This window comes from Clostridium sartagoforme, from assembly GCF_004794105.1.
Lineage (GTDB): Bacteria > Bacillota > Clostridia > Clostridiales > Clostridiaceae > Clostridium > Clostridium sartagoforme_B.
Genome location: NZ_SRYR01000003.1, coordinates 119,568 through 133,900, shown reverse-complemented (window position 1 = coordinate 133,900; position 14,333 = coordinate 119,568). Strand labels below are relative to the sequence as shown.

At 26.0% G+C, this 14,333-nt stretch carries 10 protein-coding genes; all 10 read right to left on the bottom strand.

What is annotated here, in order from left to right:
• Positions 1–375: 375 nt before the first annotated feature.
• Positions 376–1,473: a conserved phage C-terminal domain-containing protein gene (locus E5347_RS09050; protein WP_136006602.1), complete on the bottom strand. Its 1,098-nt coding sequence runs from the start codon at positions 1,471–1,473 to the stop codon at positions 376–378.
• A 1,160-nt stretch (positions 1,474–2,633) separates the two neighbouring features.
• A complete protein-coding gene (gene rfbB, locus E5347_RS09045; RefSeq protein WP_136006600.1) occupies positions 2,634–3,683 on the bottom strand; it encodes a dTDP-glucose 4,6-dehydratase in 1,050 nt (349 codons plus the stop codon).
• A gap of 6 nt (positions 3,684–3,689) precedes the next feature.
• On the bottom strand, positions 3,690–4,559 hold the full coding sequence (gene rfbA, locus E5347_RS09040) for a glucose-1-phosphate thymidylyltransferase RfbA (protein ID WP_136006598.1): 870 nt from the start codon (positions 4,557–4,559) through the stop codon (positions 3,690–3,692).
• A 25-nt stretch (positions 4,560–4,584) separates the two neighbouring features.
• The gene (locus E5347_RS09035; RefSeq protein WP_168354939.1) at positions 4,585–5,676 is read right to left on the bottom strand and encodes a DegT/DnrJ/EryC1/StrS family aminotransferase; all 1,092 of its coding nucleotides are present in this window, start codon (positions 5,674–5,676) and stop codon (positions 4,585–4,587) included.
• A 10-nt stretch (positions 5,677–5,686) separates the two neighbouring features.
• Positions 5,687–6,979 carry a polysaccharide pyruvyl transferase family protein gene (locus E5347_RS09030; protein WP_136006596.1) on the bottom strand — a complete coding sequence of 431 codons (1,293 nt, stop codon included), beginning with the start codon at positions 6,977–6,979 and terminating at the stop codon, positions 5,687–5,689.
• A 1-nt stretch (position 6,980) separates the two neighbouring features.
• Positions 6,981–8,264, bottom strand: coding sequence for an ATP-grasp domain-containing protein (locus tag E5347_RS09025; protein ID WP_136006594.1), 1,284 nt, complete (start codon positions 8,262–8,264; stop codon positions 6,981–6,983).
• Between the two features lie 49 nt (positions 8,265–8,313).
• A complete protein-coding gene (locus tag E5347_RS09020; RefSeq protein WP_136006592.1) occupies positions 8,314–9,765 on the bottom strand; it encodes a lipopolysaccharide biosynthesis protein in 1,452 nt (483 codons plus the stop codon).
• Positions 9,766–9,841: 76 nt separating this feature from the next.
• The gene (locus E5347_RS09015; protein WP_136006590.1) at positions 9,842–11,080 is read right to left on the bottom strand and encodes a glycosyltransferase family 4 protein; all 1,239 of its coding nucleotides are present in this window, start codon (positions 11,078–11,080) and stop codon (positions 9,842–9,844) included.
• A gap of 63 nt (positions 11,081–11,143) precedes the next feature.
• Positions 11,144–12,481 carry a hypothetical protein gene (locus E5347_RS09010; RefSeq protein ID WP_136006589.1) on the bottom strand — a complete coding sequence of 446 codons (1,338 nt, stop codon included), beginning with the start codon at positions 12,479–12,481 and terminating at the stop codon, positions 11,144–11,146.
• A gap of 550 nt (positions 12,482–13,031) precedes the next feature.
• Positions 13,032–14,297, bottom strand: a complete 1,266-nt coding sequence (locus tag E5347_RS09005) for a glycosyltransferase (RefSeq protein WP_136006587.1) — start codon at positions 14,295–14,297, stop codon at positions 13,032–13,034.
• Positions 14,298–14,333: the final 36 nt, after the last annotated feature.

Genomic DNA, 14,333 nt, shown 5'->3' with positions numbered 1-14,333 from the left:
CTAACTTATCCCTACGACGAATAAGCTAGCTAATGCCCACTTAAGGTAACACGCATCATTAATCATTTACATCGTAACACAAAAAATCTATTTTGTAAATATTTACCAATTAGAATTGATTAAATTTATCCAAATCTAAAGATCAATACAAACTAAATTAATACTAATTACTTATACCGTTTAATTATTAACTAAGTCTCTAGAACCCTACTTAATACCCATTTATAAGTAAAAGTTTATTGCGCCTTAATGTTCATCATCCTCTAGCATCCTATTTAGATAATCTATTTAATTAATTATTTATTTTATTATCCATAAGAAATATTAGATCTCCCACTTGGAAATCTTTTTTAGCTTTAACAGTAAATATTATTACTATTCCCATCCTAGTAGCTTATTTTCTATAGCATCATAGTCAACTTCTCTACCTGTAAAGTTATGAAATCTTAACTTTCTAGTATCTGATTTATAGAATTTTTCTTTCTGAGAATTACCTACTCCTCCATTGCCATTATTCTTTTTAGAAGCAACCTTTTGATTTAAATAAAGCTCAAACTTATCACCAAATAAAGTAAAAGGATTTAGGTATTGTTCAAAGGTAGTACCACTCCACTCACTAACCTTTTTATCAATAACAACTTTAAAATCCTCAGGAATAAAACCTTCTCTAAGCCTTGCTGTAATTAAGGTAACTGTTTTTCTATTAGTAATTCTATAATTTACATTAGCTCTAATATTTAAATAATTTAATATAAACTCTAACTTATCTTTTATACTTTTTAAATCATTAGTATTTATAGTAGTTAAGTTATTTAATAGATTAGTCTTTGTTGTATCATTTGGTGAACAGCCCCTATTCATATCCTTAGATAAAAGTGCTTTATTATTTTGATTAGGGTATTCAGAAATACTTATATCCTCTTCATTATGATTAATACTCTCCTTATTAATTTCAGTTAGTTCTCCCTTACTATTTGAATTTACCTCACTAGAAAATTCTCCTCTTTCTAAATTTATGTTCCCAATCAATTGTCCACTTATTTTTCTTCTATTATTTGAATTTATTACATCTATAAATTCTTCCTTTGATTTGCCCTTATCATCCTTTATTTCATTTTCTATATTACTTAATGATCTATTTTCTGAAATATATATAAAATCATTAAACTTATCCCCTAAGGTGTAATACGAAAAGGTTCCCCCCTCCTTCTTTGTATAATGAGAAAGAAGACCTAAATCTCTTAATTTAAGCATCCTCATCATAATAGTTCTCTTACCTAAGCCTAAGAAAGGCATTTCTTCAGAAATATTTTTATAGCTTACCCAATAATACTTAACACCATCTACTTCTTCATAATTCATCTTTCCACTCTTCATAAAATCTTGAAAATACCTAAGAATAGCTAAATCCTTAACATCTAACTTAAATTCCATAATCTTTTTAACTGAAAACCCTAAAAATGAAAATTGCATTTTACATCCTCCTAACCATAATTAAAAATACGTTGTTATTAATTAAGTATCCAGTTTAGGAAGAGATTGAGAAAATAAAGTGAAATTAAAATACATTTACTATTCTAATTATTTATTTTACTAGAATTTTTATGTATTTATTGGGATTATGTAAAACCCTAATATTAATAAGTTGAATACAAAAAGGCCGGCAATCGCCGACCTTTTTATATTGATTCATCTCCAATAATAATTCTCTATACATAATAATTTATTTAATATCTAAGACAATTAATTTATAGCTCTATTAATACAAAATTCAAAGCTTGGCTTTCAATAATAAAAATTAAGTTTAGTTCTCAATTAATCTATGATAATTGCAATTTCCCTATTCCCTCCCCCTAAATATATTCTCCTTTGAAGACGCTTTCATTAAAGATAAATAAAAAATTAATAGTAAAAGCCATGAAGTTAATATTATATATTTCATATTACACCTCCTAGAGCTATATCCATATAATACCATAAGACTGGTTAATTGGTATACTTCTTGTGTTAAATTTATGTTGACCTCAATACAAAAAAATTAATGGAATTTAAGCCTCCAGTAATCTTAAAATAAATACGCTGAAGATTTCTTATTATTTAAGAAGCTTCTATTAATAGAGATATTATCTTCAATTATATAATCATCTATTTATAGCTAATATAGTTTATTTATTAATAGCTATATTCAATACTTGGCTATCAGTAAAAGTAATAAGTATGGACTGTGGCAGAAAAAACAATTAAATTCCTCTAAAAGTTCCCTATACTTATTTAAAAAACTTAGTTTATCTCCTCTATGAAGTTTAGGAAAGCTTTTTGCTCTTCTTTTTAATTCTTCATCATTAGAAGATTGAAGATCTGCAGTAGCATTTGACTTCTTATTTCTCTTTATAACATCTAAATGTCTTTGATTTTGAGTTATAGGATAATTCTTTTTATAGCTTATATTTTAAACTCCCTTGAGCTTTACTATATAACTACTGTAGCTTTAAAATATAAACTTTTAGCTCACTTTCTTCTTTAAGAAAAATTGCTCTGTCCAGTTTATTAAATAAAGCCATAGGATACCTCTCTTCTATATAAAAAATATGTCTATCTATAAATTTATAGATAGACATATTTTTCATTTTGGATTATTTATACATCTTCTCATAATACTTCTTATAATCACCTGATGTAACACTTTCCATCCATTCTTTATTATCTAAGTACCATTTTATTGTCTTTACTATTCCTACCTCAAAAGTAGTTTCTGGATACCATCCAAGCTCTTCTTTTATCTTCCTTGGATCTATTCCATATCTTCTATCATGACCTTTTCTATCTTCAACGAACTTCTTTAAGTTTTCAGTTACCTTGCTATCTACATTTTCATTAATATATTTAATAACTGTATCTACTATTTGGATATTAGTTCTTTCATTATGTCCACCAATGTTGTAAACTTCTCCAAGTTTTCCACGATTAATAACCATGTCTATTGCTTTAGCATGATCTTCAACATATAACCAATCTCTTATATTTAATCCATCACCATATATAGGCAAATCTTTTAATTGAAGACAATTATTTATAAGAAGTGGTATTAACTTTTCTGGGAATTGGAATGGTCCATAGTTATTTGAACATCTTGTTATATTAACTGGCATCTTATATGTATCTCCATATGCTTTAACCATCATATCTGATCCAGCTTTACTTGCAGAGTATGGACTATGAGGGTCTAATGGAGTTGTTTCCATAAAGTAACCTGTTTCCCCTAATGATCCGTACACTTCGTCTGTTGAAACATGTAAGAACTTAACTCCTTCTTTCCATCCATCTTCAGTTTCCCAAGCATTTTTAGCACAGTTTAATAAATTAACTGTTCCAAGTACATTTGTTTTAGCAAATACTTCTGGCTCTCTTATACTCCTATCAACATGAGATTCTGCTGCAAAATGTACAACATAATCTATTTTGTATTTTTCAAATAATAAAGATACAAGTTCTGCATCACATATATCCCCTTGAACAAATATATGCCTTGAATCATCTTCAACACTTTTTAAATTTTCTAAATTTCCTGCATAAGTTAATTTATCTAAATTTACAATTCTTATATCTTTATATTTATTAAGCATATATAATACAAAGTTTGAGCCTATAAATCCTGCGCCACCAGTTACTAAATAAGTTTTCATTTTTATCTACTCCTCATTTATTATATCTAATAAATATTTACCATATCCTGTTTTACTCATAGGTTCTGCTAATTCTCTAACTTGTTCTTTTGAAATCCAGCCTTTTTTATATGATATTTCTTCTAAACAAGCTATATATGTTCCTTGAGTGTTTTGTATAGCTTCTACAAAGTTTGAAGCTTGTAACATTGAGGCATGAGTTCCTGTATCAAGCCATGCCATACCTCTCCCAAATAATTGGACCTTCAAACTTTTTTCTTCCATATAAAGTCTATTTAAATCTGTTATTTCAAGTTCTCCTCTTTGCGAAGGTTTCAAAGATTTTGCTTTTTCTACTACAGTACTATCATAAAAATATAATCCTGGAACTGCATATTTTGACTTCGGATAATCTGGTTTTTCTTCTATAGAAATAACATTTTTATTTTCATCAAACTCTACAACTCCAAAAGCTCTAGGATCATGAACAAAATATCCAAATATCATTGCACCAAAATCTAGCTTTGATGCTCTGCTTAAATATCCCCCCAAGCCTTGCCCATAGAATATATTATCTCCCAAAATAAGAGAAACACTGTCATTTCCAATAAATTCTTCTCCTATTATGAATGCTTCTGCTAGCCCATTAGGATTCTCTTGCACTGCATATTCAATATTTAGTCCTAATATACTTCCATCTCCAAATAATTCTTTAAAATTAGTAATATCCCTAGAAGTAGAAATTATTAAAATATCCCTTATTCCAGATAACATTAATACTGACATAGGATAATAAATCATCGGTTTATCATAAATTGGAACCATTTGTTTTGACATAGCCTTAGTTACAGGATAAAGTCTTGTTCCACTTCCCCCTGCTAAAATTATACCTTTCATATTTCCCCCTTAATTATTTGAATTATTAATTCAAAATAATATCACATATTCTATCTACATCTTCTAAAGATAAATCTGCATAAAGTGGTAAAGTTAAAACTCTTTCTGATATATATGTAGCCACTGGAGTTTCATTCACTTTAAAACTATCTTTATAGCAATCAAAAGAATTAGTTAATGGATAGAAGTATTTTCTGGATATTATTCCTTCATTCTTTAACTTTTCAAAAATTTCATCACGATTATATTTATAATTATCAAACACTATTGGATAGTATGCATAATTGCTATCTACTCCATCTTGTAGTTTACATATTTTTATTCCGTTAATATTTCCTAATCTAGAATTGTATTTTTCTACAACTATACTTCTCTTTTTTATTTCATTATCCACATGCCTAAGGTTACAAATTCCCATAGCTGCCTGAAACTCATTCATCTTTGCATTGCCAGCTACATACTCAACAGATTCAGGTCCAGTAATACCAAAATTCTTTAATTCAATTAATTTATCTTTTAATGATTCATCATTAAAAGTTACTGCCCCACCTTCTATAGTATTAAATACCTTTGTAGCATGAAAACTAAACATTGAAGCATCTCCAAAATTAGCTATTCCCACTCCATTTACTTTAACTCCAAAAGTATGTGCTGCATCATATATGACTTTTAAATTATGTTTTTTAGCTATTCTTTCTATTTCCTCAACATCACATATATTTCCATATACATGAACAGGAATTATCGCAGAAGTTTTTTCCGTTATTAATTCTTCAATCTTAGTTACATCTATTGTATAGTCTTCTGGATTTATATCACAAAAAACAGGTGTTAATCCATTTCTAACTATAGCATGTGTTGTAGATGCAAATGTAAAAGGAGTAGTTATTACTTCTCCCTTTAGATCTAAAGCGGCTATTATACACTCTAATGCTAAATGACCATTCGTAAATAGGGATATGTTTTTAGTCCCTAAATATTCTAATAATCTCTCTTCTAATTCTATATGTTTTACTCCCATATTAGTTAGCCAATGGCTATCCCATAACTCTTTAATTTCATCAATATATTCTTGAAACTCAGGCATAGATGAACGAGTAACTTGTATATTTTTCATTATTATCACCCTATTTTATTTTTTTAAAATATTCATTTCTAATTGACTTAAGATTTTCTTTATTTTTTATATATTGATCATTTTCATATAACTCTTTTTGCTTTTCGATTATTTCATTAAAGTTTTCTTCTACATATTTAAGAGTATCTAAAAAATTGATTTTTAGAAAATCCATCTCATTAAATTCTAGTCCTTCGAATGCATATTCTAATAATCCAAAATTCTTATTAAAATAATACCTATGATCATCACACACTTTTTTTATCATATTTATAACAGGTATACCTGATCCAACAGCTAAAACTAAAGCATGATATCTAGTACACATAACCATTTCTGCATTATTTATAATTTGATGTAAATCCTGTATTGGCATATATCCAGATTTATTTAAATCATAAAAATAGAAGTTTTCTAAATTCTCACTTAAGAATTCACCTTGCCACATTCCTCCTCTTTGAAAATCAAAAGGAATAAATATAATTGAAAGGCCATATTTCTTATACATATTTTCACTGAATTTTTTCAATTCTGGCAAATATGATTTTATTTCTTCCAAAGGATAATAAAGCTCTACTGCTATGTATTTACCAACTTTAGAAAAGTCCATCTCATTCTTCTTAGGTAAATTTATTATTTTCTCATTAATAATATATAAATCATCTGGTATAAACTCAATATTTTCTTCTTTTATACCAATTTTATTTAGATATCCTTTTGAATACATTCTATCTCTTACTGCAAAAGTTGTATTATTTAAATAATTAAAAATATAATTAAAAAACTCTTCACTTTGATCAAATGGACCAAATCCATTACCTGTAAACACTATTTTCTTTTTAAATTGATTTGCAACAATCATTGGAACAATTATTTTCTTTAGCATATCTGATCTCCATAAGCTATTGTTCCATAAATGATTAAAATATCCGCCTCCATTTACAACAAGAATATCAATATTCTTAATATAACTTCTTATCTCATCTAGGTTTTCAGTTCTATAAAGTATATCTATCGGTGTCTCAGTTGGAAAGTTAAAAGGTAAGAATCCTACTTTAGGGCTTTCTTTTACATCATTATTAAAATCTTTTATATTATTTTCAGCAAGTTTAACCTCCACTGAGGACACATTAAAATCTCCACAATAATCTTCCATTATCTTATCAGAAAACCCCTTGTTGTAGGAGAAAATTGTTATATCTCTTACCCCAATATCAAAAATATTATTGATAACCATCGCATAGTCACCAAAATTAATTTCTGACATCGGACCAGTTATTCCCACTCTATAATTATTGTTCATTTTATCGTCTCCAATCTATTAAAGATTCAATTTCACTATTGTCAAAAACCGGAATGTTTAAATTGCTAACCACATCATATCTCTCAGCAAAAGAGTCATCTATAAAAATTGCTTTTTTATCAAATAAATAAGCTGATTTTTTATCTATATTTTTTAAATGTATTATTTCATCAAAAATATTTATATCAATTTTTTTTGATTTAAGGGTATCACTAATATTGTGTATATGTTTTGAAACCAACTTTATTTTCTTATTGTCATTTAATGACTGGTAAATAAATAGCATTAAAAATTTATTTACATTTCCATCAATAATTAGTGTGTCATCTAAATCTACATAAACTGTCTCATAATCAAAATCCAACTTAAAACGACTAATAAAAGCTCTATCAACTTCTATATTGTATTTATTTTCAATAATCTTTACTTCCATGTTCATACTATTATATATTGTTAATAATGGATAATTTATTCCTAAATTTCTGCTTAACCCCATAGTTCCTGATATTCTAGTAGCTATCTCAAGAAGTTTATACTTATTATTGGCATCTCTTTTTAATTGAAAAAACCAAGCTCCATTAAACTTTAATTTATTATTTATAATTGTAGCTATATTTAAAACTTCATCATCCATCTCCAGTATTTCTGAGTTAACACTTATTCCAGTTCTAATTCTTTTTCTGTTTCTCATTTTACATACTCTTAGATTACCATTAAAATCAGTAAAACAATCTATAGTGTATTCTTCACCTGGTAGATACTCACATATAACATATTTTTCATCTTTATTTAATATTTCATTTAGTTCTTCTAAATTATTTATAATTTTTGCTCCTTTTGCCCCTTGCCCAACATCAGGCTTTGCAAAAATCGGATATTCACTAATACTTTCTGTATTCTCAAAAAATCTCGGAACAAAATTTTCTTTATCAAAATAATTGTATGTTTCTAATTTTGACCTACATATTTTTACTGTTTCAAGATCAGATGTTAGTATTTCTGCTTTAATCAATTCTTTATTTTTAGTTAAAAATAATTGGACATCATCATTTGCAGGAAATATAAAATCTATCTCATTAACTTCAATAATCTTATTTAACTCGATAATAAAATTATCTTCATTATAAAACGGTAATCCTTCTATATAATTTTTATAAACAAATCTAGAATGATCTCTTATACTTGTTAGTCCATATAACTCAATATGTATTGAGTATCCTAAAGCTCTATTTATCTCCAATCCGATTTCAGTTCCAGCAGGAAAAACAGCTACTTTTTTCTTCATTAAATTGCCTCCTATAATAATGTTATATTATTACAATATTTTTATATTATTATAATTTCTTCTTAACTAATGACTTAATTATTTTCAATAAATATTCATAACATTCAAGTTTAAATATCTTTGATAACCCTATATATACTATACACCCAATAAATATTTGAATAAATAAAGTTATATATGGAGACATATTTAAATATAAAATGCTATATACTATTCCTCCCATTACTATAGATAGTAATAGTGATGGAATTATATCTTTTATTTGTTCTTTATAACTATAATTTAAAAGTTTTAAATTAGGATAAGAATTAATAAATGTTGATATAATTCCAGAGAATAATCCACCTAGTGCTATGGCATATACTCCATAAAACATTGATATTGCTAAAATTATTACTCCTATTATTTTTTTTACTATTTCTAGTCTTAAAAATATATCACTACGCCCCAAGGCATTTATTGCTTGTAAGTTTGCAGTATGTATAGGCCATAATGCATATGATAAACAAAAAACTTGTAAAAAAGGTACACACTCTATCCACTTTTCTGTCAATATAATCCTGACTAATGGTTCTGCAACAACTGCTAATCCAACCATAATAGGAAACAGTATATATGAACTTGTTACTATTGATCTTCTAACCATTTCTTTTACTCTTCTTTTATTCTCTTGCTCTGCTGAGAGTGTTGGCAACATAACAGACTGAATTGAACCATTTATATTAGAAACTATAATCTGCGGGAATTGTTCACCTCTATTATAGAAAGCAAGCATCTCAGAAGTATATATTTTCCCAACAATAAGACTTCTTAAATTCATATACAATGTATCAATCAAAGATGAAAGAAGAAGTTTCCATCCATAAGAAAATAGGTATCTAACTCTAGAAAAAGAGAAAACTAGCTTTGGTCTCCACTTTAGTGTTATCCACAAAATAATTGTAATTGATATTTGATTCACAATTTGCTGAGCTACTAAAGCCCAAACCCCAAATCCTAAATATGCTAAAATTATTCCAACTATACCTGATGTAATCATAGATATGACACTACTAAAAAATAACATTCTAAATTTCATAGTTCTTGAAATTATTGCATTTTGTATAGAATTAAACGCACCAAATAATAATACTATTGCTAATACCCTTAAAATCATTGTAATTTCATTCATTTTGTAAAATTCTGAAATTAAAGGTGCACTAAAAAATAATATTATATATAGCAGCATAGCTACAAATAAACTTAAATAAAATACAGATGAAAAATCTTCTTCATTAACATCTTTTTTTTGAATTAATGCAGTATTAAAACCACTTTGTATAAAGACATTACCCAGAACTATAAAGACAGTAATTAATGAGATTATTCCATACTCACTTGGTGTTAAAAGTCTAGCCAATATTAATTGTAATATAAACTGTACACCTTGAACCCCAGTCCTTTCCATTATTTTCCATATAATTGATTTTAACACTATACTTTTCTTATCTGATTTTTCCATGATATTACCTCGTGTTACATTTCTACATTATTAGCATTATATTAATTTAATATATTAGTACTTTTATATTAAGTTATCATTTATTTAATTTAATACCCCTAACATATTTCGCTAATTTATATGCCACAATCAAGGTCCTAATATACTTCTTATTTAGACACCTTTTATTATCTACATTTTTCATACTCATCAATACATTGGTACTATCTTCTTGTTTACTATATGTTTCATAACTTTTTAAGCTTAAATATTGATACTCACTCTTATCCATATTTATAACTTCCTCAATGTATTTCTCTATTGGCTCACCCTTCTCTATTGAGGTTAGATACTTCTTATTCAATGGTAAATATCCATATCCCTCACACTCCTCAGTATAATGTCTAACAGGAATTGATATCAATCCTGTTAGAGCTCCATCGATAATAGTACTCCCTACTCCTATATTAAGATTCGCATCTTTAAAGTACTTATTTAAGTCTGTATAATGTACCTTTCCTACTAAATGCAAATCTTGTTTAGCTTCCTCAGATAGCTTTGATATTTCATTCTTTAGAATATTTTCATGCTCTCCATATCCTATTATTGTTAACTTTAATTGATTATAACTTTTTTTTAAAACCCCATAGCTCCTTATTAATCCTAATATATATGCCTTATGTGGAAATGAAAATCTACTAATAGTAATGATATTAAATTTATTTCGTTCACTTCTTCTATTTATTAAATCAGCATCATATTCAGGTACTTCTCTATTAGATGTTAATAACAGTTTACTATTCTCATTAATAATATTATATTTATACTTATTTTTAAATGCATCAAGATGTGATTGATTTACATATATAATATTATTATTATCTTCCATACTTATAATAATTTTTCTAATATATTTATTTAATATTGGTCTTACTATTTTAGGAGCGAATTCCTCAATAAAAATACTTTTACCTTCAAAATGAGGAACCCAAAAAAAACTATCTATGTCAGTATTTTTGTACTTACTTTTAATCATCTCTAAAAAAGCAAAGTCATAAATATTAAAAGCTAAAGCTATGACTTCTTCAAATTCCTCAAAATTTATGTTTAAATTATCTATCCAATTAATTTTATCTAGGTTAACTCTAATTATTTCTACATCATTATTGAAAAATTCACTTCTAAATCCATCATCTATATATCCACCATCTGGAAATACCCATATGATTCTATTTCCATCTTTTCTTAGCTTTTTCACTGTTCTAAATATATATGTTTCTATTCCTCCAATTCCCATTGATTTTCTAATAAACAAAAATGTTTTTCTTCTATGCATTTTCTTCTCCTTAACTAAACACATTATTTAATTACTTTTAAACCAAACTATCCGAAAATATTACTAAATCATTTTTATACTACCATATCTATTAGAAATATTTTTTTCGATACATAAATAATAAATAATAAATAGTGTTAAATTCCCACCTGTAAGAATTGGCATTCCCATACTTACAATAAGGGTAGTTAATATTAAAAGTGTAGTTGTAGTATCTCTGAATCTAAAACTATTAAATAAGTGTCTCATATAATAACCTACTATCGTAACTAATGCTATTAAACCACCATTATGAATAAGCACAACATAAGCATTATCTCCAACTATCTCACCATTAACACTGGTAGGTCCAACACCAATCAACGGATTTTCATTCATTATTTTAAAGACATAAGAAAGACTTCCATCGCCATTTAAAGAACCAAATCGTGTATTAAATGCTGAAACGGGATCCTTTAAATATGAGAAATAATATGCTAAGCTTGGATTATATTCAAACAAAAGATTATATATCTCGCTATAAAAAACTATTGTTAATATAAATGCTAACATTATTAATGTAATAGTTAATAATTTAATTTTTTTATTACTTTTATCGGCCATTTGAAGTACTGCTAAAAATATAAATAGTAATACTATTCCTAATATAAACGTCTTAGTTGTTGACATAAAGCCTATATACAGTAGTATTATTAATAATATTGTACATAACTTTTTATTAATTAATCTTGATGAAATTTTAGTAATAACATAACTTATAGCTATAAGACTATAACATGCAAGGGACATAGGATTTTCAAATAGTCCGAAATATCTAGTATATCTTCCATTGTAAAACCCTCCTTTTCCCCATAAAGAAGTATCTTGCTTATAATAATTTGCTGTGTTAGAACTATATAATTCTGAAAATATATTATAAGCTTCACTTGGAAAGAATACTTGATACAATATTGCTAATAAATTTAAAATTGTTACTATAGAAATTATTTTTATGAATATATAATTATTATTCTGTAACTTTTCACAATCTAAGCTATATAAAATCACCATAAAAACCCCAACTTTTAATATTCCTGCCAATGAAATTAACATTACCAAGACATCTTTGCCACTATTAAACATCCATGCTATATAGTAAATAAAGCATATGAAAATCGTTAATAAAAAATAACTTTTTATGTTTTTATTAACTCTTAAATCTTTTTTAAATAAAATAACTAACATACATATATATACAAGTAAAAAATAAGATGAATCAAGCTTCATACCTATAAATTGTACACTTGGTGATATTATACAATAAGATATTGTAATAGAAGTTATTTCTTTATTATTTATATATCTAATAAAAATTAATATACAAAAAATTCCTAAAATAATATAACCTAAATAACTATTCATATTTCATACCTTTACATAATAAACTTACTTTTTATTATACTTTCTTATTTTAAATAATATTTTCATAATTTATAAGCTCAACTAAAATAATAATTAATATATAAATCTTAGCGATTTTATACTATAATTTATTATAATTTACTAATAATAGATATTTAGTATAATATCTACAAAAACTTAATTCTATAATGTTCTCATAATTATAATAAATTTCATTTTAATTATTCTATATATAATTAAGTTTAAAATCCAGTAAATTTATACCTTATTCTTTATTGGTAAACCTAACCATATAACTTTATTTTATACTTATAATCAATATTGATACATAGATATAATAAATTATATCTAACCTTAATTTTAATCTTATACACAAGAATTACATTTAAATTTATAATGAAACGCTATCTTGCTTTACAAGCTAAACAACTATAATATTAATTCATAATTGTATATCTATATTTTGCAATAATATGCGTAACAAAATGTCATTTTTTAAAATTATTCAACTAAGTTAATTATAAGTATTTATAATTAATATGTATTCCAATTATCTATCCATAACTTTCAAATTAATAAAGCTACACAAATTTTCATAATTATTTTCAGCTTGAAATCTTTTTTCCCATAGTTCTCTGGATTGCATTCTCATATTATTATATTCTTCGGATTCCTTAGCTTTTATTATTTTTATAATTAATTTTGCTAACTCTCTATTTTCAAAATTAGAAGACAGTAAATATCCATCCACACCATCAATGACAATTTCTGATGTTCCACCTACATTAGTAGCTATAACTGGAATTCCAAAACTTATTGATTCCATTATTGAGACCGGTAACCCCTCACTAGAACTTACATTTATAAATAAATCCACTTTACTATTCTTATAAAAATTTATTACATCCTTATTGGGTACATTTCCTAATAGATTAATTTTTATATTCTTATTCTTAATTTTTTTATCTATTAATTTTTTAATAGTATCGAATTCTCTTCCTCCCCCAATATGAGTCCATTCAATCATTTTATCTGTAATATCAATTAATGATAATGCTTCTACAATTCTATTAACCCTTTTTACAGGTTCTAGTCGAGAACAACTTACAATTCGAAAAATATTATCATCACTATATTTTGATAATCCATTATCTAAAGTTCCTAGAAATGATACTTTTATTTTATTTGAATAATCACTATATTTATTTTTCAAATACTCAACACCATCATTAGAACAAGGAAAAATACTATCATAATTTTTTAATAATAAACTTCTATAAGGTAAGTATTTTAATGAATTCTTTTCTTCGTAGAGGTCATACCTATGTGCTCTACAAAAAGAATATTTAATATTATTATTCAATACTTTTTTTAAGTTTACTCCTACCTTTGCTGTAGTAAAGAGCCAATAACTATACAATACGAACTCCTCACTTTTTATATCTCTAAAAAAATCTTGCTGCTCTATCTGACTAAATATTCTATTGCTCTTTTGCTCAAAATATAAAAGAAATAACTTTTTAAGTATATTATCACAATAATTAATTTCATTCTTCATTTCATTACTCATATTAAAAATTTTTTTAATACCTACTATTCCATCAATTATTGTTTGTATTTTTTTTTGCTTTGATATAACCTTATAAGCTTTTACATTATTTGGCACTTTCCTAACTCGCTCTTCTTTATTATCCACTTCGCAGGCTATAATGACTATCTTTTCAAACTTTTTTGATAAAACTTCTATTTCATTTTCGATAAAAGCTTCTCCATTTCCATATGGATAAAATTTAGTAAGCATTAGTAATGATTTCATATATACCTCCCTTGATATTGATAAATCTTATATTAT